This is a genomic window from Nonomuraea sp. NEAU-A123 (assembly GCF_018603905.1).
In the GTDB taxonomy this organism is placed as follows: domain Bacteria; phylum Actinomycetota; class Actinomycetes; order Streptosporangiales; family Streptosporangiaceae; genus Nonomuraea.
Genome location: NZ_JAHFZZ010000004.1, coordinates 107,230 through 127,178 on the forward strand (window position 1 = coordinate 107,230; position 19,949 = coordinate 127,178).

27 protein-coding genes and 1 pseudogene are annotated in these 19,949 nt (G+C 70.6%); 18 read left to right on the top strand and 10 right to left on the bottom strand.

Annotation, left to right across the window (positions count from 1 at the left end):
• Positions 1-70: 70 nt before the first annotated feature.
• From KLK06_RS12740 to KLK06_RS12750, 3 genes are read left to right on the top strand one after another with little or no spacing between them, the layout of a single operon-like run.
• Positions 71-322, top strand: coding sequence for a LuxR C-terminal-related transcriptional regulator (locus KLK06_RS12740; protein ID WP_214635628.1), 252 nt, complete (start codon positions 71-73; stop codon positions 320-322).
• 54 nt (positions 323-376) lie between these two features.
• Positions 377-1,150: a helix-turn-helix transcriptional regulator gene (locus tag KLK06_RS12745; protein ID WP_308168219.1), complete on the top strand. Its 774-nt coding sequence runs from the start codon at positions 377-379 to the stop codon at positions 1,148-1,150.
• Entirely contained in the window at positions 1,150-1,368 is a 219-nt protein-coding gene (locus KLK06_RS12750; protein ID WP_214635630.1) for a hypothetical protein, read from the top strand. Before KLK06_RS12745 ends, KLK06_RS12750 begins: the two co-directional genes overlap by 1 nt.
• 2 nt (positions 1,369-1,370) lie before the next feature.
• Here the strand turns inward: KLK06_RS12750 and KLK06_RS12755 are convergent, their stop codons facing one another.
• A complete protein-coding gene (locus KLK06_RS12755) occupies positions 1,371-2,012 on the bottom strand; it encodes an NAD(P)-dependent oxidoreductase (protein ID WP_214635631.1) in 642 nt (213 codons plus the stop codon).
• 25 nt (positions 2,013-2,037) lie between these two features.
• Complete coding sequence (locus KLK06_RS12760; RefSeq protein ID WP_250905345.1) at positions 2,038-2,928, bottom strand: EamA family transporter; 891 nt, start codon at positions 2,926-2,928, stop codon at positions 2,038-2,040.
• A 74-nt stretch (positions 2,929-3,002) separates the two neighbouring features.
• On the opposite strand from KLK06_RS12760, the gene KLK06_RS12765 reads away from it, so the two are divergent.
• Positions 3,003-3,500: a MarR family winged helix-turn-helix transcriptional regulator gene (locus tag KLK06_RS12765; protein ID WP_214635633.1), complete on the top strand. Its 498-nt coding sequence runs from the start codon at positions 3,003-3,005 to the stop codon at positions 3,498-3,500.
• A gap of 11 nt (positions 3,501-3,511) precedes the next feature.
• Here KLK06_RS12765 and KLK06_RS12770 read toward each other — a convergent pair whose 3' ends face one another.
• On the bottom strand, positions 3,512-4,336 hold the full coding sequence (locus tag KLK06_RS12770; protein WP_214635634.1) for a maleylpyruvate isomerase family mycothiol-dependent enzyme: 825 nt from the start codon (positions 4,334-4,336) through the stop codon (positions 3,512-3,514).
• A gap of 60 nt (positions 4,337-4,396) precedes the next feature.
• Between KLK06_RS12770 and KLK06_RS12775 the strand changes: the two genes are divergently transcribed.
• Positions 4,397-5,809 (top strand): MFS transporter, encoded by a 1,413-nt coding sequence (locus KLK06_RS12775; RefSeq protein WP_214635635.1) that lies wholly within the window; start codon positions 4,397-4,399, stop codon positions 5,807-5,809.
• On the opposite strand, the gene KLK06_RS12780 is transcribed toward KLK06_RS12775, so the two are convergent.
• The gene (locus KLK06_RS12780) at positions 5,751-6,245 is read right to left on the bottom strand and encodes a pyridoxamine 5'-phosphate oxidase family protein (RefSeq protein WP_214635636.1); all 495 of its coding nucleotides are present in this window, start codon (positions 6,243-6,245) and stop codon (positions 5,751-5,753) included. The two genes, KLK06_RS12775 and KLK06_RS12780, sit on opposite strands and share 59 nt — an antisense overlap.
• Positions 6,246-6,351: 106 nt before the next feature.
• Here KLK06_RS12780 and KLK06_RS12785 point away from each other — a divergent pair, with 106 nt between their 5' ends.
• The 4 genes and pseudogenes from KLK06_RS12785 to KLK06_RS12800 form a co-directional block, all read left to right on the top strand.
• On the top strand, positions 6,352-7,548 hold the full coding sequence (locus KLK06_RS12785) for an amidohydrolase (protein WP_214635637.1): 1,197 nt from the start codon (positions 6,352-6,354) through the stop codon (positions 7,546-7,548).
• Between the two features lie 80 nt (positions 7,549-7,628).
• Entirely contained in the window at positions 7,629-8,723 is a 1,095-nt protein-coding gene (locus KLK06_RS12790; protein ID WP_214635638.1) for a PrsW family intramembrane metalloprotease, read from the top strand.
• A 79-nt stretch (positions 8,724-8,802) separates the two neighbouring features.
• The gene (locus tag KLK06_RS12795; protein ID WP_214635639.1) at positions 8,803-8,979 is read left to right on the top strand and encodes a hypothetical protein; all 177 of its coding nucleotides are present in this window, start codon (positions 8,803-8,805) and stop codon (positions 8,977-8,979) included.
• A pseudogene (locus tag KLK06_RS12800) lies at positions 8,976-9,176 on the top strand (ATP-binding cassette domain-containing protein); the annotation flags it as partial. The gene KLK06_RS12795 and the pseudogene KLK06_RS12800, both read left to right, overlap by 4 nt.
• A gap of 101 nt (positions 9,177-9,277) precedes the next feature.
• Here the strand turns inward: KLK06_RS12800 and KLK06_RS12805 are convergent.
• Entirely contained in the window at positions 9,278-10,129 is an 852-nt protein-coding gene (locus tag KLK06_RS12805; RefSeq protein WP_214635640.1) for an alpha/beta fold hydrolase, read from the bottom strand.
• Between the two features lie 49 nt (positions 10,130-10,178).
• Here KLK06_RS12805 and KLK06_RS12810 point away from each other — a divergent pair, with 49 nt between their 5' ends.
• The gene (locus KLK06_RS12810; RefSeq protein ID WP_214635641.1) at positions 10,179-10,730 is read left to right on the top strand and encodes an ABATE domain-containing protein; all 552 of its coding nucleotides are present in this window, start codon (positions 10,179-10,181) and stop codon (positions 10,728-10,730) included.
• 82 nt (positions 10,731-10,812) lie between these two features.
• Here KLK06_RS12810 and KLK06_RS12815 read toward each other — a convergent pair whose 3' ends face one another.
• On the bottom strand, positions 10,813-12,165 hold the full coding sequence (locus tag KLK06_RS12815; RefSeq protein ID WP_214635642.1) for an MFS transporter: 1,353 nt from the start codon (positions 12,163-12,165) through the stop codon (positions 10,813-10,815).
• A 46-nt stretch (positions 12,166-12,211) separates the two neighbouring features.
• On the opposite strand from KLK06_RS12815, the gene KLK06_RS12820 reads away from it, so the two are divergent.
• Positions 12,212-12,730: a helix-turn-helix domain-containing protein gene (locus tag KLK06_RS12820; protein ID WP_214635643.1), complete on the top strand. Its 519-nt coding sequence runs from the start codon at positions 12,212-12,214 to the stop codon at positions 12,728-12,730.
• Between the two features lie 33 nt (positions 12,731-12,763).
• The gene (locus KLK06_RS12825; protein WP_214635644.1) at positions 12,764-13,384 is read left to right on the top strand and encodes a pyridoxamine 5'-phosphate oxidase family protein; all 621 of its coding nucleotides are present in this window, start codon (positions 12,764-12,766) and stop codon (positions 13,382-13,384) included.
• Between the two features lie 11 nt (positions 13,385-13,395).
• On the opposite strand, the gene KLK06_RS12830 is transcribed toward KLK06_RS12825, so the two are convergent.
• Both KLK06_RS12830 and KLK06_RS12835 read right to left on the bottom strand, forming a co-directional pair.
• The gene (locus KLK06_RS12830; protein WP_214635645.1) at positions 13,396-13,572 is read right to left on the bottom strand and encodes a hypothetical protein; all 177 of its coding nucleotides are present in this window, start codon (positions 13,570-13,572) and stop codon (positions 13,396-13,398) included.
• Positions 13,573-13,907: 335 nt separating this feature from the next.
• Entirely contained in the window at positions 13,908-14,156 is a 249-nt protein-coding gene (locus KLK06_RS12835; protein WP_214635646.1) for a hypothetical protein, read from the bottom strand.
• Between the two features lie 125 nt (positions 14,157-14,281).
• Here KLK06_RS12835 and KLK06_RS61410 point away from each other — a divergent pair, with 125 nt between their 5' ends.
• Positions 14,282-14,416, top strand: coding sequence for a hypothetical protein (locus tag KLK06_RS61410; RefSeq protein WP_284735016.1), 135 nt, complete (start codon positions 14,282-14,284; stop codon positions 14,414-14,416).
• A 191-nt stretch (positions 14,417-14,607) separates the two neighbouring features.
• Here KLK06_RS61410 and KLK06_RS12840 read toward each other — a convergent pair whose 3' ends face one another.
• On the bottom strand, positions 14,608-15,093 hold the full coding sequence (locus tag KLK06_RS12840; RefSeq protein ID WP_214635647.1) for a hypothetical protein: 486 nt from the start codon (positions 15,091-15,093) through the stop codon (positions 14,608-14,610).
• Between the two features lie 80 nt (positions 15,094-15,173).
• On the opposite strand from KLK06_RS12840, the gene KLK06_RS12845 reads away from it, so the two are divergent.
• The 5 genes from KLK06_RS12845 (at position 15,174) to sthA (ending at position 19,061) form a co-directional block, all read left to right on the top strand.
• Complete coding sequence (locus KLK06_RS12845; RefSeq protein ID WP_214635648.1) at positions 15,174-16,280, top strand: MFS transporter; 1,107 nt, start codon at positions 15,174-15,176, stop codon at positions 16,278-16,280.
• Positions 16,281-16,435: 155 nt separating this feature from the next.
• Positions 16,436-17,188: an SDR family NAD(P)-dependent oxidoreductase gene (locus KLK06_RS12850; RefSeq protein WP_214635649.1), complete on the top strand. Its 753-nt coding sequence runs from the start codon at positions 16,436-16,438 to the stop codon at positions 17,186-17,188.
• 66 nt (positions 17,189-17,254) lie between these two features.
• On the top strand, positions 17,255-17,506 hold the full coding sequence (locus KLK06_RS12855; RefSeq protein WP_214635650.1) for a hypothetical protein: 252 nt from the start codon (positions 17,255-17,257) through the stop codon (positions 17,504-17,506).
• A 15-nt stretch (positions 17,507-17,521) separates the two neighbouring features.
• Positions 17,522-17,656, top strand: coding sequence for an FAD-dependent oxidoreductase (locus KLK06_RS63045; protein WP_214635651.1), 135 nt, complete (start codon positions 17,522-17,524; stop codon positions 17,654-17,656).
• The gene (sthA, locus tag KLK06_RS12865; RefSeq protein WP_214635652.1) at positions 17,649-19,061 is read left to right on the top strand and encodes a Si-specific NAD(P)(+) transhydrogenase; all 1,413 of its coding nucleotides are present in this window, start codon (positions 17,649-17,651) and stop codon (positions 19,059-19,061) included. The genes KLK06_RS63045 and sthA overlap by 8 nt, the downstream gene beginning before the upstream one ends.
• A 58-nt stretch (positions 19,062-19,119) precedes the next feature.
• Here sthA and KLK06_RS12870 read toward each other — a convergent pair whose 3' ends face one another.
• Complete coding sequence (locus KLK06_RS12870) at positions 19,120-19,917, bottom strand: DoxX family protein (protein WP_214635653.1); 798 nt, start codon at positions 19,915-19,917, stop codon at positions 19,120-19,122.
• Between the last annotated feature and the right edge of the window lie 32 nt (positions 19,918-19,949).

Consider the following 19,949-nt stretch of genomic DNA (forward strand, 5'->3'; position numbering starts at 1 on the left):
TTCTAGCTTGCACACAGAGGCGCTTCCACCAGGGGCGCCTCCGCCAAGGCGATCCGAACCGGGACTTGCTATGGATCTTGTTTCCGACGATCTGACAAATGATCGCGACACGTGGCTGATCATCCTGCTGGCCAGGGGACATACGACGACAAGAATCGCCCGCGAGATGAACCTCAGCAGATACACGGTGGCAGAGCGGATCAGCAAGCTCCTCGACCGATTCGCCTGCAGCAACCGGAGCCAGCTCGTGGCCTACTCCTACGCCCACAAGCTCCTGGACGTCGGCATCTGGCCGCCCGGCGCCTCCGACACCGCCGGCTGACTTCCACTCGCCTCGGCGATTGCACGAGTTCTTTGCTAAACCTGCCATATGCACATGGATCAGCCGGTCGGGGAGTCGCTGCGGGACTGGCGGCAGCGGCGCGGGCTCAGCCAGCTTGCCCTGGCCCTCCAGGCCGACGTGTCCGCGCGGCACGTCAGCTTCGTCGAGACCGGGCGGACGATTCCCAGCCGGTCCATGGTGCTGCGGCTGGCCGAGCAGCTCGACGTCCCGCTGCGGGCACGCAACCGGCTGCTGATCGCGGCCGGGTACGCACCCATCTATCCCGAACGCCCGCTTGACGCTCCCGACCTGGGTAAGGCGTACGAGGCGCTCCAGCAGATCCTGCGCGGGCACGAGCCGTATCCGGCGCTGGCCCTGGACCGCCACTGGAACCTGTTGCTGGCCAACGACGCCATGAACGTCTTCCTCGACGACGTGGACCCGGCCCTGCTGGAGCCGCCGGTGAACATGATGCGGCTGGGGCTGCATCCGGACGGGTTCGCGCCGCGGGTTCAGAACCTGGCGCAGGTCCGCGCGTTCTTGCTGCCACGCCTCGCCAGGCAGGTCGCCGCTACGGGGGATCCGGAGCTGAGCGCGCTCTACGAGGAACTGCTGGCCTATGGAGACGATGAGGAGGCGCCGCTGCCCGACCCCGCCGACATCGCGCTGCCCGTACGGATCACGCACCGCGGGGACGAGCTCTGCTTCTTCAGCACGATCACGACGTTCGGCGCGGCGTTCGACATCACGCTCGAAGGGGTCGCCGTCGAGGCGTACTTCCCGGCCGACGAGGAGACCACGCGGCTGGTCGGGGATCTTCGCCGCTGATGCCGCAGGTCCTGCTCGGACGCAAGAACTATGAGGGATTCGGCGGCTTCTGGCCGTCGGTCGCCAAGGACGACGCGGCCGACCCCCGGGACCGGTCCTTCTCCGAGTGGCTCAACGCGGTGGAGAAGGTGGTGTTCTCCTCGACGCTCAAGGAGGCGCCATGGGAGAACAGCCGCATCGTCGACGCCGCCCTGTTCTACGACCGGATCCGCGTCTGACGTCAGTACGCGGCGGTGAACCTGACCCGGTGATGCCTGGGCCGTTCCGCCTCGTCCAGCAGCACCACCGCGAGGTCCTCCATGGAGATCGCCGAGTGCCCGTCGGCGTCCACGAGCAGCTCGTCGGTGCCCAGCCGGTAGGCGCCGGTACGCCCGCCCGGCGCCAGCAGCGCGGCCGGGCTCAGGTACGCCCAGTCCACGCCGGCCTCCGCACGGCAGGCTTCGAGCTGGCCGTTGCAGGCCAGCGCGATGGCGCGGTAGGCGTCGGACATGAAGCGCGGATCGTCGAGCACGGTACGGCCGCCGGAGCCGGGAACGGTCAGGCCGGCCGCCCCGCCGACGAGCAGCAGCCGGACGCCGGTCCCCGCGAGCCCGGCCAGCAGCGCCTTGGCGGTCGTGACGAGGTCGTGCTCGCGGCCGGTGGCCGGGCGGGTCGCGCTGATCACGAGGTCCTGACCGGTGCTGAGCCTGGTCACGTCCTCGACCTGCGCGGCGTCGCCGACCTGGGGACGGGCGCCGGGGTGCAGCGAAGGGACACGGGCCGGGTCGCGGACGACGGCGGTGACCTCGTGGCCGCGGGACAGCGCCTCGGCGACCACCCTAGCGCCGACGCTGCCCGCCGCTCCGAACACGGTGATGCGCATGGTTTCTCCTTGAGGGTCAGAGGGATCAGTGCTGGTCAGCGGGGATCAGGCGGTCAGCGAGCGGGCGCGACTGCTTGGCCGGGCGGCGGCGCTGGGTCTGGGCCGTGATCAGGGCCGCCACGACGACGAGCCCGCCGACGACCTGGGCCACGCTGAGCGACTGACCGAGGGCGAGCCAGCCCAGCGTGGTGGCGACCAGCGGGCTGAGCAGGCCGAGGAAGGTGACGTGCGTGGGGGACAGGGCGCGGATGCCGCGGAACCACAGGGCATAGGCGACGGCCGAGCCGATGATGGCGAGGTAGGCGTACCCGGTCAGGTTCGCCGAGGTCAGTGTGGCGGGCGGCGGTCCCTCGACGAGGAGCGCCACCGGGAGCAGCAGCAGGCCACCGGCCACCAACTGCCAGCCGGTGGTCGCGAGCAGGGGCGCGGGTGAGGTCCACCGCTTGCTCAGGACCACTCCGGTGGCCATGACGACCGCGCCCCCGGCGGCGGCGGCGACGCCGATGGCGTCCAGCCGGGCGTCGGCCCGCAGGACCAGCAGGCTGACCCCGGCCACACCCGCCACGGCGGCGATCGCCGTACGCGCGGAGAAGCGCTCGCCGAGCAGGCCGGCGGACAGACCGGCGACCAGGAGGGGCTGCACCGCGCCGATGGTCGCGGCGACCCCGCCGGGCAGCCGGTAGGCGCCGATGAACAGCAACGCGAAGAACACCCCGATGTTGAGCGCGCCGAGCACCAGGGCGCGCCACCACCACACCCCCTTCGGCAGCCGCCGGGTGAGCACGACGAGCAGCAGCCCGGCGGGGAGGGCGCGGACGACCGCCGCCAGGAGAGGGCGGCCGGGTGGCAGCAGTTCGGTGGTGACGAGGTAGGTGGTCCCCCAGATGGCCGGGGCCAGCGCGGTCACCATGATCATGGCACGTCGATTTCTTAGCACTAAGACAATGTATCTCATCGCTAAGGTATTTGTCTCACCGCTAAGATGAATGGGTGGCAGATCATGTTGACCGCGTGCTGGAGCAGTGGGCCGCGCAGCGCCCTGACGTCGAGGTGTCGCCGATGGCGGTGATCGGGCGGTTGTCCCGCCTGTCGCGGCTGATCGGCCTGGAGCTGGGCCGTACGTTCAGCGCCCACGGGCTCGACTCGGCGTCGTTCGACGTGCTCGCCACGTTGCGGCGCAATGGACGGTCCTTGACCCCGGCCGAGCTCATGAAGTCGGCCATGGTCACCTCGGGGGCCATCACCCAGCGCCTGGACCGCCTCCAGGCCCGCGGCCTGGTGTCCCGTACACCCAGCGAGAAGGACGGGCGCGTCGTGCACGTCGCCCTCACCGACGAAGGGCGGGAACTGATCGACCGGGTGCTGCCCGACCACGTCGAGACCGAGCGCCGACTGCTCGCCGCACTCTCCGAGACCCGGCAGGCCGCCCTGGCCGCCGAACTCCGGGAGCTCCTGGAGTCGCTGGGCGACAGCGTGGAACCTACCTGATCGAAGATCGGTCAGACGGGCGGGACGAGGGTGAAGTAACGGTCGAGCACGGCCCGGTCGCCACGCACGTCCATCCGCTCGGGCGGGACACGCTGCCAGAGGAACAGCATGAGGTCCGACGCGGTCCCGGCCACCTCGACGTCGCAGTCGCCGGTCCCCGCGCCGGCCACCTCGGCGTCGCGGCCGTCCTCCTCGTTCTCCTGGGTCACCTTCACGGCCGGTCCGTCGAAGCGGACCGTCCACCGTGCCGGGCCGTCGGTCTGCCGGAAGCCGTACGACTCGCCCGCTCCGGGCGGCGCCGCGGTCCAGGCACGCCGGGCCGGGGCCATCACCTCGAACGTCTGCCCCACCGCGTCGGCCGCCAGCTCGGCGTCCATCGGCCCGGCGGTCCCCGCTACGCCCTCGGCGTCCCAGCGGTGGACGGCCGCCTCGATGCTCTGCATGCGCACCCAGAACCGGACACGCTGCTCGCCGGACCACGTCCACACCGGCATGTTCGGATCGGTGGTGGCGAACAGGGACTCCAACCTGGCGGCCCCCTCCGCGAACCAGTCGGCCAGACCGGCCGGCAGCGGCCCGGTCGCCGGTGCGTGCGCCGGATCCGGCCAGCCTGCTGACTCGGCTGGCAGCCCGAGGAAGGACAGGTCCGAGGGGTCCGGCTGTTCGGTGAGACGGTCGCCGATGACCCACGCGAGGTAGCGGTGCACACCGCCCAGATGCATGACGAGATCGGGCACGCCCCAGCCCGGGCAGGACGGCACCAGACCGGATCCCGCGGCCCGGACCGCCGCCTCGAACGCGCGGATCTCGCGGCCGAAGTGGGAGAGATGATCCATGCCCTCACTCTGCCAGCCCCGCTCGGCGTCCGCCGGTTCTGAGGGCCTAGCCTGGTCAGAATGAGATTCGGCGGGACGCTGGCGGTGCTTCTGTCGGCGTGGTTCATGGCCCAGTTCGACTTCTTCGTGGTCAACGTGGCGGCCCCGTCGTTCGAACGCGAACTGCACGCGAGCCCCGCGGCACTGGAGCTCATCGTGGGCGGTTACGCCTTCACCTACGCGGCGGGCATGATCACCGGCGGGCGGCTCGGCGACCGGTACGGCTACCGGCGGATGTTCATCGGCGGCGTGATCGCGTTCACGATCGCGTCGTTACTCTGCGGGATCGCGCTGAACCCGGCCCAGCTCGTGGCCGCCCGGCTGCTGCAGGGGCTGGCCGGCGCGGCGATGGTGCCACAGGTGCTCGCCATGATCTCCGCGGCCTTCCCGCCGGACGAGCGGCGCCGCGCCGTGGGCTGGTACGGCGCGGCCGGCGGGCTCGGCTCGATCGCCGGGCAGGTGCTGGGCGGGCTGCTGCTGTCGGCCGACCTGTTCGGGCTCGGCTGGCGAGTGATCTTCCTGATCAACCTGCCCGTCGGCCTGGTCGTGGTCCCGCTGGCCGCCTGGCTGCTGCCCAGGGTCGAGCCGGCTAGGCGGTCGCGACTGGACCTGCTCGGCGCCGCCGGTCTGGCGGCCGGTCTGGCGCTGATCCTGGTGCCGCTGGGCCTCGGCAACAGCGCGGGCTGGCCCGCGTGGACGTGGATCTGCATGGGCGCGAGCGTGCCCGTCCTCGTTCTGACCGGTCGCTGGCAGTACGTGCTCGGCAGGCGCGGCGGGCAGCCGGTGCTGGACCTGGCTCTGCTGAAGGTGCACTCCTATCTGGCGGGCGTCGGCGCGATCACCGCGTTCATGGCGTACTTCGCGTCGTTCATGTTCACGCTCACGCTGCTGCTCCAGGGCGGACTGCGGCTCACCGCGTTCCAGGCCGGGCTGGCGTTCGCGCCGATGGGCGTGCTGTTCACGATCAGCTCGCTGCTGGGCACCCGCCTGGTCAGGAGGTACGGCCTGAAGGTCGTCATGATCGGTGGAGCCGTGACCGCGTCGGGCCTGACGCTGCTGCTGTGCACGGCACCGGCCGGGCTGCCGTGGATCATGGCCTCGCTCGTGCTCGTGGGACTCGGCAACGGCCTGGTGATCCCGCAGCTCATCGGGGCGGCCCTGGTGGAGGTCGCGCCGCACCAGGCGGGCATCGGCTCGGGGTTCCTCAGTACGGCCCAGCAGTTCGGGGGCTCGGGCGGGGTCGCCGTGATCGGCGCGGTCTACTTCGCGGCCGCGGCGGCCGGCGACCATATCGGCGCGATCCGCTCGTCGGCCGCCATCGACCTGGCGCTCATCCTCGCCGTGGTCGCGGTGGTCGACTACAACAGGCGGCGCGCTATCCGGCGGAGGGAGCAGGCAGCGACGTCCCGTACAGCCGCGACACCCGGAGCCTGATCACCAGCCGCTTGTCCGCGACCACCTGCCCCAGGAACGCGGCCTGGGCGCCCGGGTCGGCGTAGCCCCCCGACTGCATGGCCAGCAGTTCCCGGCCGACCTCGTCGCCGGGTTCGACGCTCACCGGTGACAGCTCGGCCAGGCCCTCGGCCACGGCGTACGACCAGAAGTCGTCGCTGGCCACGTACAGTGCGGCTCGTGGGTCCTTGTGCAGTTGGCGCACCTTCGGCCGGCCGTCGACCGTTGCGACGCGCACCACCCGCTGGGCGGGGTCCCAGGCGTACACGACGGTGGACACATGCGGGTGGCCGTTGCCGCCCCGCGTCGCCAGCGCGCCGAAGCGTTGCCTGCTGAGCAGGTGTGACAGGTCCTCGTCCGGCAGGCCGCTGGGGCCGAGCCCCGCGCCGGGACCGTAGGCGGCCTGGTCCTCGGCCAATTCATTCTCCTTTGCCCTGTTGTCGGAACCTTACCGAAGGGAAGGGAGAGGAGCGAAGCGCCGTGTCCGCCCTATGCCGAAATATCATCCAATGTAGGTTGCTGACATGAATCTTGCGATCACCAGCGGATATGTCGTCCCGGTCGACGGCGATCCCATCGATGGCGGCACCGTGCTGATCCAGGATGGGAAGATCGCCGCGGTCGGCCGCGATATCGAGATACCCCCGGGAACCCCCGTCGTCGACGCGGCCGGCGGCTGGGTGCTGCCGGGCTTCGTCGAGGCCCACGGCCACCTGGGCGTGCACGAGGAGGCTGAGGGCTGGGCCGGCCAGGACACCAACGAGATGACCGACCCCAACGGGGCCCGTCTGCGCGCCCTCGACGCCATCAACCCCGCCGACCTGGGCTTCGCCGACGCGCTGTCCGGCGGCGTCACCACCGCGGTGATCAAGCCGGGATCCGGCAATCCCATCGGCGGGCAGACGGTGGCGGTCAAGTGCTGGGGCCGGACTGTCGACGAGATGCTGATCCGCGAGCCGGTGAGCGTGAAGAGCGCACTCGGCGAGAACCCCAAGCGCGTCTACGGCGACCAGAAGAAGCTGCCGTCCACCCGCCAGGGCGTGGCGGCGGTGATCCGCGACGCGTTTATGAAGGCACAGGACTACAAGGCCAGGCGGTCCGTCGCCTACGACGAGGGCAAGCCGTTCGATCGCGACCCCACGCAGGAGATCCTCGTCCGCGTGCTCGACGGGGAGCTGCCCTGGTGCCAGCACACGCACCGGGCCGACGACATCGCGACCGCGCTGCGGCTGGCGGACGAGTTCGGCTACCGGGTGGTGATCAACCATGGCACGGAGGGGCACCTGATCGCCGACGTGCTGGCCGAGCGCGGTGTCCCGGTCATCATCGGGCCGCTGTTCACCAGCCGTTCCAAGGTCGAGCTCCGGCACCGCTCGCTGCGCAATCCGGGCATCCTCGCGCGTGCCGGGGTCGAGTTGGCGATCACCACCGACCACCCCGTGGTGCCGATCCACTTCCTGGTCCACCAGGCGACGCTGGCGGTCAAGGAGGGGCTGGACCGGGACGTGGCGCTGCGGTCCATCACCGTCAACCCGGCCCACATCATGGGCCTCGACGACCGCGTGGGCGCGCTGCGTCCGGGGCTCGACGGCGACGTGGTGATCTGGTCCGGCGACCCGCTGGACATCATGAGCCGGGCGCTGCGGGTCTTCGTCGACGGCCGCGAGGTGTACTCGTACGAGGGCGGGGTCGCCGATCCCTATTATCGGGAAGCGAGTTGATCAAGGTCATTAAGTAATCGTCAAGCGTCTGTCGACGGGTCCGCTCCATAGTGGGACTCTGTCCGAAAAGAGGTATGGCGATGACCGTACGGACCCGGCCTCCCTCGCTCCCGCAGCGACCCAGCAAGGCACTCCTGATCGGCCTGGTGATCTCGAGCGTCCTCGCGGTGATCGTGCTGGTCGGCATGCTGCTGAAGGGCGGTCCGCTCGGTTTCGGCCTGTCCATGCTGCTGGCGGTGGCGCCCCTGCCGCTGCTGCTCGCGGCGGTCCTCTCGCTCGACCGGCTGGAGCCCGAGCCCCGGCTGCACCTGGGCTTCGCGTTCGCGTGGGGCGCCGGCGTGGCGATCGTGCTGGGCGTCGTGCTGACCATTGCCGGCCAGGCCATGTTCGCCAGGGCCGGCTACGGCACGCAGACCGTCAAGGAGGTGGGGACGGTCTACCTGGCCCCGGTGATCGAGGAGGCGCTCAAGGGCTCGGCGCTGCTGCTGCTCCTGATCAGAAGGCGGGAGATCGACGGGCTCACCGACGGCATCGTGTACGGCTCGATGGCCGGGCTGGGCTTCGCGGTCGTGGAGAACGTCGGCTACTACCTGAGCGCCTTCACCGAGGACGGCGTGGGCGGGGCCGTACAACTGTTCGTGATCAGAGGGCTGATCGACCCGCTCGGCCACCCCGTGTACACCGCGATGACCGGGCTCGGCGTCGCGTACGCGCTCACCCGCCGCGGCCCCGCGAGGTTCGCCGCCATCCCGCTCGGCTACTTCGGCGCGGTCCTGCTGCACGGGCTCTGGAACGGCGCCGCCTTGCTCCGGTCGATCGGCTGGCTGGGTGCGGCCTACCTGGTGATCATGGGGGCGCTCGTCGGGCTCGTTCTGGTGACCGTACGCGAGCGCCGGCAACTGATCGCCAAGATGGGCGGCTACCTGCCCGCCTACCAGGCCACCGGGCACGTCACCCCGCCGGACATCACCATGCTGAGCACGCTGTCCGGCCGCCGGGCCGCGCGCAAGTGGGCCAAGGGCGTGGGGCTCGGACGGGAGATGGGCGACTACCAGCAGGCGGCGACCGAGCTGACCATGCTGCACCTGCGGGCCGAACGCGAAGGCGCGGACCCGGCCTTCGCCGCCGAACGCGACGCGCTGCTCGACGTCATGGCCCAGGCCCGGCGCTGGTAGGTCACTACAGCCTGCTGTACCCCGATCGGTTGACAGGTGGGATTCCGGCTGGTCAGGGTGGTTTTCTAGCGTTACCCCCATGAACAACACGCTGTTGAGAGGGCTCCTCTGGGTCCTGTTCGTCTTGGGCGTCGCGGGCAACGCGGTCTCTTCCTTAGCCGGGCTCAGCCTGGCGATCAACCTCCCCTGCGGAATCGTGGCCTTGCTCGTCGGCGCAGCGCTGATCACCATGTACGTGCGGCGGCGCCGGTCATGAGCGTCGTCACGCTGAGCGGCGTCACCAAGAGATACGGCGAGCTCGTGGCACTCGACGACGTGTCGCTGGAGTTCGAGCGGGGCCGGTTCCTGGCCGTGATGGGGCCGTCCGGGTCCGGCAAGAGCACGCTGCTGCACTGCGCCGCCGGTCTGGACACGCCCACGTCGGGGACGGTCACCATCGGCGGCGTGGACGTGAGCCGCCTGAACGAGACCCGCCGCACCGCACTACCGCCGCCTGCTCAGCCGGACCTGGGCCACCCGCGCCGCCCACCCCGTCAGCCGCGCGCCCGCCAGGGTCAGCCGGGTGTGAGGAAGTCGCACAGGTGTGACAGCACGATGTCCGGGCGTTCCTCGGCCAGGAAGTGGCCGCAGTCCGGGATCTCCGCACCCCGCACGTCACGGGCGTACTCGCGCCAGATGTCGAGCACCGGCACCCGGCTCGGCAGCCCGGCCGACCCCCACAGGGTCAGTACCGGCATCTCCAGGCGCTTGCCCGCGTCCCAGTCGGCGTCGTCGTGGGCGGCGTCGTGCGGGAAGGAGGCCCGGTAGTCGTCGAACCCGGCCCGCAGCGCTCCGGGCTGGGAGAAGGCCCGTACGTACTCGTCCACCTCCAGCTCCGCCCGCCGTACTGTCCATTTCTCGAAGAAGTAGCCCAGATAGGCCGCCACGTTCGACCCCGCGAGCAGCTCCGGCAGGTCGGGCTGCAGGTGGAAGGTCCAGTGCCAGGTGCCCAGCGCCATCCCCGACCGCATGTCGAAGCGGCGCCACATCTCCCTGGTGGGGATGATGTCCATGACGATCAGCCGCTCGACCTCGCCGGGGTGGTCCAGCGCGTAGCGGTGCGCGACCCGCGCCCCTCGGTCGTGGCCGGCCAGCGTCAATGTCGAGTGGCCGAGCGAGCGGGCCAGAGCGCGGATGTCGGCGGCCATGGTCCGCTTGTCGAAGCCGGCGGTCGGCTTGTCCGTCCGGCCGTATCCCCGCAGGTCGGGCGCGACCACCGTGTAGCGCTCGGCCAGCTCGGGCATGATCCGCCGCCAGCAGTGGCCGGTCTGGGGCCAGCCGTGCAGCAGGACGAGCAGCGGCCCGTCGCCTTCGATCAGGTAGTGCATCCGGAGCCCGTCGAGCTCGGCCATCCTTGATTCAGCCATTGCTAACTCCATGATGAGGTTACCGGTAACCTCATCATATAGTTAGGGCATGGACTGGGTGTGGGACGGGGGCCGGTCGAGTCTCGATCTGATCAACACGTACCGCGACAGGAAGACCGGCGGCCGGGAGATGCTGCGCGAGCCCGCCGACCTGGCCGCCTGGCTCGACGTGGCGGGCTACGCGGGTGTGCGGGCGGACGAGGCGCTGCTGCGCCAGGCCCGCGATCTGCGGGACGCGATCAGCCGCTGCGTGGATGCCGTCCTCGCGGGCTCCGCCGGCGTGGATCCGGTCGATCTGGAGGTGGTCAACGCCTGGGCCGCGCGGCGCCGGGCGCCGGTGGTGCGGCTCGCTCCCGACCTCTCTCTCGTACGGGTGGCGCCCCCCGATCCGGCGGGCGCGGCGCTGGCCGACATCGCGTACGACGCCGTGACGCTGCTCGGCGGCGACGACCGGCACCACATCCGGGTGTGCGCCAGCCCCACGTGCGGCCTGCGCTTCACCGACCGGTCCAACGCGGGCAAGCGTCAGTGGTGCTCCATGCGCAGATGCGGCAACCGCGAAAAGGTCCGCCTCCACCGCACCCGCCTCAAGGACGGCTGACGGGCACCGCTCGGCGACAGGTGCCGACCACCGCTCAGCGCCGACTGACGGCCGCGCCTCAGCGCCGACCGACAGCCACGGTTCAGCGGCGGGTGACGAGGGCGGCCACGGCCGTGACCCCCGTCAGTGCGATGCAGGCCGCCACCGCGATCACCACCCCCTGCTGCGCCCCGAACCCCCCGATGACCCCCGCCACCCCGGCCGCCCCCAGCGAGCTGCCCACATAGCGGGCGGTGTTGTTCGCCCCCGACCCCATGCTGACCCGGTGCGCCGGCACGCTCTCGATCGCCAGGTGCGTGATCGAGGAGTTGATCAGCCCGGCCCCGGCCCCGCTCACCGCCAGCCCGCCGACCACGAGAACGGGCACGAACGTCCCGCCCAGACCCAGCAGTCCGCCGAAGCCCAGCGCGGTCAGCGCCAGCCCGAGCGCCAGCCGCGCCGCCGTGGCCAGCCGCAGATGCCGGGACAGCAGCGCGGCCAGGAACGACAGCCCGGACCACAGCATGAACAGCAGCGCGGTCGCGAGCGGCGTCAGACCATGCGCCGTCTGCAGCACGGTCGGCAGATAACTCATCAACCCGACCACCGCCGCCCCGACCACCAGCGCCCCACCCGTAGCCACCAGAAACGCCGGCCGCCGGAACAGCTCCAAGTCGATCAACGGCTCCTCCCGCCCCCGCTCCACCAGCACGAAGGCCGCCACCAGCACCACCGCCGCCGCGAACGCCACCAGCACCACCGGCCGCGACCAGCCGAGACGCCCCTCGGTCACGCCGGCGAGCAGCGCGGCGACACCCAGGCTGAGCAGCACCACACCGGGTACGTCGAACCGCCGGGGCACGGCCGAGCGCGACTCCTCCAGCGTGCGCGCCGACACCACGGCAAGGGCAAGCGCGCACGCCGCCATCAGCCAGTACGCCGCCCGCCAGCCGGTCACCTCCGCCAGCACCCCGGACAGCAGCGGCCCCACGGCGGTGCCCAGCCCGATCATCGCGCCGTAACGACCGGTGGCCCGCACCCGCTCGATCCCGGAGGGGAAGGCATGGCCCACGATGCCCAGGCTCGCCGCCAGCATCGCCGCGCTCGCGCCGCCCTGCACCAGCCGGGCCGCCACGAACACCACCACGACCGGGCTCAACGCGGCCACCACGCTGGCGATCGCGAGCACGGCCGTGCCCGCCACCAGCACCCGCTTGCGCCCGTAGTCGTCGGCCAGCCCGCCGGAGACCAGCAGCAGTGCCGACAGGCCGAGCGCGATCGAGCCCAGAATCCACACCGGCCCGGTCGGGCCCGCGCCGAGCTCCCGCGCTGTCTGGGGCAGCGTGACCATCGGCACCGTGTAGTTCGTCAGCACGAGCAGGGGCGCCGACGACGCCACGGCGAGCGTTCGACTACCGGGCACGAGCACCCGAGTAGGTTCAGTGATTGAACTCATGTCGGGCAAGCTACCATGGTTCAATGAATGAACCCAAAGGGGTGGCATGGCGCTAGGCAAGAACTACGACGCCCAGGACTGCTCGCTGGCCAAGGCTCTGGAGGTGATCGGCGAGCGCTGGACGCTGCTTGTCGTGCGCGATGCGATGTACGGCGTACGGCGCTACGGCGACTTCCTCGCCCACCTCGACATCCCCCGGGCGGTGCTCTCACAGCGGCTGGCCGCGCTCGTCGAGGCGGGGGTCCTCGACAAGCGGCGCTACCGCGATTCGCCGCCGCGCGACGAGTACATCCTGACCCCGATGGGCCATGAGCTCTGGCTGCCGGTCCTGGCCCTGGCCGAATGGGGCGGGCGGCATCTGACCAGCACCGGACCGCGCCGCGTCTTCCACCACCTGACCTGCGGCACCCGCATCGACGGCGCCGCCCGTTGTGCCACCTGCGGTGTGCAGGTCCCGATCGAGGAGGCGGAGGTACGGCCTGGTCCGGGTTTGGCGGGCACCAGGGACGATCCGGTCAGCGAGGCATTGCGAACCCCTCATCGGATGCTCCACCCGATTCCCTGACAGAATTACGCGTAACCCCCGGAAGGAGACAGCATGGGCTGGGCGGAGATCGGCTCGGAGGCAGAACTACGCGAACTACTGGGTGAGGTAATGCCGCGAGCGGTCACCAAGGACCGGCCGCGGCTGCACGAGCGCGACCGGGAATGGCTGGCGAACTCGCCGTTCTGCCTGATCGCCACCTCCGACGCCGACGGCAACTGCGACGTCTCGCCCAAGGGTGACCCGGCCGGCTTCACGTACGTCATCGACGACGCCACGATCGCCATCCCCGACCGGCCGGGCAACCGCCGGGCGGACGGCTTCCGCAATATCCTGACAAATCCGCATGTGGGGTTGATCTACTTGATCCCCGGCCGGAACGAGACCCTCAGGCTCAACGGCCGCGCCCGGCTGATCCGCGAGGCGCCGTTCTTCGACGACATGATCGTCAAGGGCCACCGCCCGCAGTTGGCGCTCGTCGTGGAGATCGAGCAGATCTTCTTCCACTGCGCCAAGGCTTTCCTGCGTTCGGCGCTCTGGAAGCCCGACCGCTGGGCCGCCGATTCGCTGCCGTCGCACGCGACCCTGGTCAAGGACGTACAGAAGGTGGAAGAGACCATCGAGCAGCTCGAGAACTACTACGGCGAGACCTACGCCAAGAAGCTCTACGGCTGACCCGCGGGCGATCAGGCGGCGGGGGTGGGGCCTCCGGGGAACCGGATCACGTTACGGCCGCTGTAGGCTCGGAGATCGACGACCTTGGGGTCGTGATCGTGCACGACCGGCCTGCGGCGGTCCCCCGACCGGATATCGCGGATCTTGTGCCGGGCGACTTGTGGCGGCACCACCACTAGTCTCTTCATCGTGAGCCCCCCGTGACGTTCTTGTTACCTATGTTATCTACAGGTACCCCGGTAAGTTCGATGTAAGTATCGTTTCAGTAAGGTAGCCGACGGCCCGATGGGGTACGCAGGTCCAGGCCCGTGTTCTGGTCCTGTCGCCGCTTCGCCGACTTGACGATCCGCACGCGTCTCATGGTCTGCCCCCTCTCGTGCGCTCGTACCTGTACTGTGCGCGCCGCCGCTTGCCAGCGGCTTGGCGGGCGGTTGCAGCCGCCATGTGCCACAACCTAACCGGAGGACGTCCGGTCGTTCCATGCATTTCTACCGGGGGAGCGACCTCCCTTCGGTAGAAATACTCAGCCGCGCGTGGCCTCCCGCCAGGCGGCCACGGACCAGAGCCGCTGAGGCATGGGAATTTCCACCGTGTTCGCCGCGACAAGGCGAGGACGGGGCAGGGCGCCGACGTGCGACACAGCGGGCAGGGTGTCGTCCACGAGGCGTACGACACCGAAGGCGACCGGGTGGCGATCAAGGTGGTTCACCGGGGGCGACCCGCATCGGTCGGCCACGGTCGTCGTGACCGCGATCCACGACGCGGGCGTCATCCGCCGCGCCCTCAAGCCCGACAACGTGCTGCTCGGCCCCGCCCGCCCGCGAGTGATCGACCTCGGCATCGCCCGTACGCTCGACATGCCGCTGACCAAGACCGTCGAGGTGGCGGGGAAGCCCCATGGCGCCCGAGGTGTTCACGGGGCGGCGGGCCGGGCCGGGCGCCGAGGTGTTCATGGGGCGGCGGGCCGGGTCGCCTGCCAAGGTGTCCACGGGGCAGCAGGCCGGGCCGACCGCCGAGGTGTTCATGGGGTAGCGGGTCGGGTCGGCCGCTGAGGTGTTCGCGTGGGGCGCGGTCTGCCGGCGTGCCGGACGCGCGCTCTCCGTCGCGGAGCGGGACGCCGCTTTCAAGGACGTCCCGTATCTCGACGTCCACCCGAGGTAGCCGCCCGGCCCGCAGGCCCGGCCCGTCCACGCGGGTGCTCCGGTCGGGCGGCCTGGGCGGGGTCAGCCGGCGCAGTTGCCCCAGGTGTTGCGGCCGCCGCCGGCCTCGACGTGGCCGCTGGGATCGCGGGTCCAGCCCCAGAACTTCACGCACTTCCAACTGCCGTTGACGTGCCCGGTCTCGGCGTAGAAGCGGTACTTCTGTACGTCCTCCGACCGGCCGCCGCCCCGCACCACGATGCTGGCGCCCGTGGTGGTCTTGGTGCCGAGGTAGGCCGTCTTGATCGCGGCCACGCAGTTCTTGCCGGAGCGCTTGTTGTACATCAGGTACACGTGCCCGAACACCGCGCCCTCGCGCGTCCTCATCGCCCGGTGACCGTCCGTGACCCTGCGGAAGCCGGGTCCGCAGACCCGCTCCGGCGTGTAGGGCGCGGCCGTCACGGACGAGGCGGCGGAAGTTGCGGTGGTGGGGGTGGCAGTGGCGGCGGCGGGGGTGGCGGCGATCCCGGCGGCGGCCAAGCTGGCCGCGATGACCGTTCGCGTGAGCACGTGAATCCCTTCGATTGGGGATATTAAGGACATTAAAGATCTTTACCGTGCATAACCGTAATGCATGGCAAGGGGGGCTGGTGGGGGAACGCGGCATACCGCTCATCGCGGTCAGCGCGGCCTGGGGCGGGTTCTGGGGCTCGTGGTCGGCGCTGCTGCCGGCGATCAAGGAGCAGCTCGGCGCGTCCCCCGCTGAGCTGGGGCTGGCGCTGAGCGCGGTGCCGGTGGGGGCGATTCCGGCGATGGCGGTGGCCGGGCGGCTGGCCGGGGGCAGGGAACGCACGGCGTTGATCGCGGTCACCGTGGTCTTCGCGCTGAGCGTCGTGGCCATCGCGCCCGTCGGCTCGCCGATGGCGCTCGGGCTGACGCTGCTCCTGGTCGGCATGACCAGCGGCGCGCTCGACGTCGCGCTGAACATGGCCACCGGGCGCGCCGAGCGGGAGCACGGGCGCAGGCTGTTCCAGCAGGTGCACGCCGCCTTCCCGCTCGCCGTGATCGTCGCGGCCCCCGCCACCGGGCTGGCCCGCTCGCTCGGCCTGGGCACCGGCACGGTGCTGGTGGTGGCCGCGGCCTTCGTGCTCGCCTCGTCGGCGTCGCTGCCGGCCCTGCGTCTGGGCCGAGGCCTGCCCGCCACCGGGGGAGCGGGCGGCAGGCGGCGCTGGACGGTCGCGATCGTGCTCGGTGCGCTGACCGCGTGCGCGCTGATCATCGAGAACTCGATCGAACAGTGGTCGGTGCTGCTCCTCGAAGATCACCGCGGGGCCTCGGCGCTGGTGTCGAGCGCGGCCCCGGCCGTCTACATGGCGGCGCTCACGGTGGGGCGGATCGCCGCGCAGGCGCTGCCCCGGTTCACGCTGCGGACGTTCTACCTGGTGGGTGGGGTGGGCGGACTCGCGGGGATGGCGCTGGCGGGGCTCGGCGGCTCGGTTCTGGCGTCGATGGCGGGGTTCGCGGTGACCGGGCTGGCGCTCGGGCCGCTGGTGCCCGCCGTGCTCAGCCGCGCGGCGGCCGACGACGCGAGCGGGGTGCTGGTGTCCACGGTCTCCGCGATCTCCTACACGGGCTTCGTCATCAGCCCGCTGCTCGTGGCCGCCCTGACGGGCTGGCTCGGCCTGCCGGGCGCACTGGCCGCCCTGGGGCTCCTGGCCGTACCCCTGGTGGGCCGCTATCTCGCCGAGCGACCCTGACCGGACTGAGCCGGGTTCCCAATCCCCTGGTCGGCCGCTATCTCGCGGAGCGGCCCTGAACGGAGTGAGCCGGGTTTCCGTACCCCTGGTGGGCCGCTATCTCGCGGAACGGCCCTGACTAGACTGAGCCGGGTTTCCAGCTGAGGGGGCAGGGCGTGAAATTCCTTGATCAGGTGGTCTTGGTGACCGGGGGCGGATCCGGGATCGGGCGGGCGACCGCGCGGGCGTTCGCCCGCGAGGGAGCCGTCGTCGTGGTCGCGGGCCGCGGCGCGGAGCCGCTGGCCGAGACCGTGAAGCTGATCGAGGCCGACGGTGGTGTGGCCGCCCCGGTGACGGCCGACGTCACCGACGAAGGTGACGCCGCCCGGATGGTGGCCGAGGTCGTGGAGCGGTACGGCCGGCTCGACGTGGCCTTCAACAACGCGGGCATGGTGAGCGCCGGCAAGGTGGCCGACCTCGACCGCGAGATCTGGGACGGTGTCCTGGCCGTCAACCTGACCGGCGTCTGGCTGTCCATGAAGTACGAGATCGCCCAGATGCGCGAGCAGGGCGGCGGCGTGATCATCAACACCTCCTCCAACCTCGGCGCCCACCGCCGCCAGCCAGGACTGGGCGCCTATGTCGCCTCCAAGGCCGCCGTCAGCGCCCTGACCAGGACGGCCGCGCTCGAATACATCGGTGAGGGCATCCGGATCAACGCCATCAGCCCGGGGCCGTCCGACACCCCGAGGTCGATGCGTCCCGGCGAGACCGAGGCCGACCGTACCGAGCGGCTGAAGACCACCAACCCGAGCGGCCGCGTGGGCACCCTCGACGAGATCGCCGCCGCCGTCCTCTACCTGGCCTCACCCGAGGCGGGGTACGCGGTCGGCACCGACCTCGTGGTCGACGGAGGCGCCTCCGCCTGACGGATTTTCATCGGAAATAGCCGTCCCATGAGACAACGAGGACCGGCATCCGGGTATCCCCGGGCCATGGCCGTCTGCGAAGCGTGTGGCAACGATTACGACATGTCCTTCGAGGTGCATGCCCAGGGCGCGGTGCACACGTTCGACTCTTTCCAGTGCGCGATCCAGTCCATGGCGCCGATCTGCGAGCACTGCGGCACCAAGGTGATCGGGCACGGCGTCCAGTCGGGCGAGCACTGGTACTGCTGTGCCCACTGCGCCCGCCAAGAGGGCAACCAGGGAATCGTCGATCGTGTCATGGCGGGGATGTCCGGATAGGTGGACACTTGATGTGTGGCCGATTTTGACGTTGTTGTCGTAGGTTCAGGACCCGACGGGCAGAAGGCGGCCATCATGGCCGCGCAGCCCGGCAGCCGGGTCGCCGTTCTCGCGCGCCCTCACCTGATGGGCGGCGGCACTCATGTATGACTTCGATGTCCTCGTGCTCGGCAGCGGCCCCGGCGGGCAGAAGGCCGCGATCGCCGCGGCGAAACTCGGCCGGCGGGTCGCTGTCGTGGAGAAGACCCACATGCTCGGCGGCGTGTGCATCAACACAGGGACGATCCCCTCCAAGACGCTGCGCGAGGCGGTCCTCTATCTCACGGGCCTCAACCAGCGGGAGCTGTACGGGGCGAGCTACCGGGTGAAGGAAGAGATCACGGTCGCCGACCTCGGCATGCGCACCCAGCACGTGATCGGCCGCGAGATCCAGGTGATCCGCAGCCAGCTCGGCCGCAACCACGTGACGGTCCTGCAGGGAACCGGGCGCTTCCTGGACCCGCACACCATCGGGATCGCCAGCGACGAGGAGAAGGAGGAGAAGAAGGTCACGGCCGAGAAGATCGTGATCGCCACGGGCACCTCGCCGGCCCGCCCGTCCACGGTCGAATTCGACGACAAGACGGTCATCGACTCCGACGCGATCCTCCACCTCGACCAGGTGCCCGAGACGCTCGTCGTCGTCGGCGCCGGGGTCATCGGCATCGAGTACGCCTCGATGTTCGCGGCGCTGGGCACCAAGGTCACCGTGGTCGAGCGGCGCGACCGGATGCTGGAGTTCTGTGATCTGGAGATCGTGGAGGCGCTGAAGTACCACCTGCGGGACCTCGCCGTCACCTTCAGGTTCGGCGAGAACGTCGCCGCGGTCGAGCGGCGGCCCCGCGGGGCGCTGACCGTGCTGGAGAGCGGGAAGAAGATCCCCGCCGACTGCGTCATGTACTCGGCCGGACGTCAGGGAAAGACGAACGAGCTGTGCCTGGAAGCGGCCGGGCTCGCCGCCGACGACCGAGGCCGAATCGCGGTGGACGAGAACTACGCCACGCCCGTCCCGCACATCTACGCCGTCGGCGACGTGATCGGCTTCCCCGCGCTGGCCGCCACCTCGATGGAGCAGGGCCGGCTGGCCGCGCAGCACGCCTGCGGCGAACCGGTCGCGGAGATGAAGGGACTGCCGCCGATCGGCATCTACACCATCCCGGAGATCAGCTTCGTCGGTAAGTCCGAGGACGATCTGACCCGCGACAAGATCCCGTTCGAGGTGGGCATCTCGCGTTACCGCGAACTGGCCCGGGGACAGATCATCGGCGACTCGTACGGGATGCTCAAGCTCCTAGTCTCCTCCGAGGACCGGCGGCTGCTCGGCGTCCACGTGTTCGGCACGGGCGCCACCGAGCTCGTCCACATCGGGCAGACCGTCATGGGCTGCGGCGGCACGGTCGACTACCTGGTCAACGCCGTGTTCAACTATCCGACGCTCGCCGAGTCCTACAAGGTCGCCGCCCTGGACGCGATGAACAAGATGCGGGTGATCGCCCGGCTGACAGCCGACCTGTGACCCGATGACCGCCACCCCGCGACCCGGCGGTCGCGGGCGGGCGATCACTCGGCAGGGATCACTCGTCGGGGGTCGTGCGGCGGCCGCGGGCGGGCGGTTTCTTGCGTCCGGCCACCAGCGTGTCGCCCGGTGCGGCCGAGGAGGTGGGCTCGTCCGCGGGCTCGGTCCCCGACCGGCGCGGCCGGACATGCGGGGCCGTGTCCTCCAGCCCGGGTCCGTCCGGCTCACCCTCGGACGAGCCGGAGCGCGAGCCCGATGACCGGCCTCCCGACGGCTTGCCGCCCGAAGAACCACCCGAACCACCCGAACCGCCCGAAGAACCCGAACCACCAGAACCTGCGGACCCCGAAGAGCCACCCTTGGGCCGGGCAGGCACGCGGAACCCAGGGGAGTCGGGGTCGCGCAGCGCCGCGATGACCTCGTCGGCCTCCGTCTCGGCGGCGAACTCGTTCGCCGCCGCCGATTCCCTACGGCGGATCACCACCAGGTGGTCCACCGATATCCGCCCGGCCCCCACCACGGCCAGCAGCAGCGCGGCCACGCCCAGCAGGATCAGCTCGTTCGTGCTGATCGGATTGAGCGGCGGCGCGATCAGGAAGACGGCGAGGGCCTCGGCGAAGAGGATCAGCCCCATCACCGACACGATCAGCCCGGCGATCAATAACGCCCCGCCGATCAGCTCGGTCAGCATGGTGACTGTGGCCCACGCACGCGGCGCGGGCGCGCCCTGCGCGAGGAACTTCGCCCCCGTGGCGTTCAGGCCGTCCTCGAGCTTGGTCCAGCCGTTCGCGAAGAAGATGCCGCCCACACCGAGGCGGGCGACCAGCGAAGCAAGATCACGAAAGGCCTGTTTCACGGTTGTTGTCTGCCCTAATCGGGACATCACAC

Coding starts and splice junctions, on each gene's coding strand:
- KLK06_RS12755 (WP_214635631.1), bottom strand. CDS start 2,012: ATGCGCATCACCGTGTTCGGAGCGGCGGGCAGCGTCGGCGCTAGGGTG.
- KLK06_RS12790 (WP_214635638.1), top strand. CDS start 7,629: ATGACCGTACGGACCCGGCCTCCCTCGCTCCCGCAGCGACCCAGCAAG.
- sthA (WP_214635652.1), top strand. CDS start 17,649: ATGTATGACTTCGATGTCCTCGTGCTCGGCAGCGGCCCCGGCGGGCAG.
- KLK06_RS12820 (WP_214635643.1), top strand. CDS start 12,212: ATGGCGCTAGGCAAGAACTACGACGCCCAGGACTGCTCGCTGGCCAAG.
- KLK06_RS12740 (WP_214635628.1), top strand. CDS start 71: ATGGATCTTGTTTCCGACGATCTGACAAATGATCGCGACACGTGGCTG.
- KLK06_RS12825 (WP_214635644.1), top strand. CDS start 12,764: ATGGGCTGGGCGGAGATCGGCTCGGAGGCAGAACTACGCGAACTACTG.
- KLK06_RS12805 (WP_214635640.1), bottom strand. CDS start 10,129: ATGGCTGAATCAAGGATGGCCGAGCTCGACGGGCTCCGGATGCACTAC.
- KLK06_RS12770 (WP_214635634.1), bottom strand. CDS start 4,336: ATGGATCATCTCTCCCACTTCGGCCGCGAGATCCGCGCGTTCGAGGCG.
- KLK06_RS12835 (WP_214635646.1), bottom strand. CDS start 14,156: ATGACGCCCGCGTCGTGGATCGCGGTCACGACGACCGTGGCCGACCGA.
- KLK06_RS12750 (WP_214635630.1), top strand. CDS start 1,150: ATGCCGCAGGTCCTGCTCGGACGCAAGAACTATGAGGGATTCGGCGGC.
- KLK06_RS12760 (WP_250905345.1), bottom strand. CDS start 2,928: ATGATCATGGTGACCGCGCTGGCCCCGGCCATCTGGGGGACCACCTAC.
- KLK06_RS12815 (WP_214635642.1), bottom strand. CDS start 12,165: ATGAGTTCAATCACTGAACCTACTCGGGTGCTCGTGCCCGGTAGTCGA.
- KLK06_RS12745 (WP_308168219.1), top strand. CDS start 377: ATGGATCAGCCGGTCGGGGAGTCGCTGCGGGACTGGCGGCAGCGGCGC.
- KLK06_RS12785 (WP_214635637.1), top strand. CDS start 6,352: ATGAATCTTGCGATCACCAGCGGATATGTCGTCCCGGTCGACGGCGAT.
- KLK06_RS12775 (WP_214635635.1), top strand. CDS start 4,397: ATGAGATTCGGCGGGACGCTGGCGGTGCTTCTGTCGGCGTGGTTCATG.
- KLK06_RS61410 (WP_284735016.1), top strand. CDS start 14,282: ATGGCGCCCGAGGTGTTCACGGGGCGGCGGGCCGGGCCGGGCGCCGAG.
- KLK06_RS12810 (WP_214635641.1), top strand. CDS start 10,179: ATGGACTGGGTGTGGGACGGGGGCCGGTCGAGTCTCGATCTGATCAAC.
- KLK06_RS12830 (WP_214635645.1), bottom strand. CDS start 13,572: ATGAAGAGACTAGTGGTGGTGCCGCCACAAGTCGCCCGGCACAAGATC.
- KLK06_RS12855 (WP_214635650.1), top strand. CDS start 17,255: ATGGCCGTCTGCGAAGCGTGTGGCAACGATTACGACATGTCCTTCGAG.
- KLK06_RS12795 (WP_214635639.1), top strand. CDS start 8,803: ATGAACAACACGCTGTTGAGAGGGCTCCTCTGGGTCCTGTTCGTCTTG.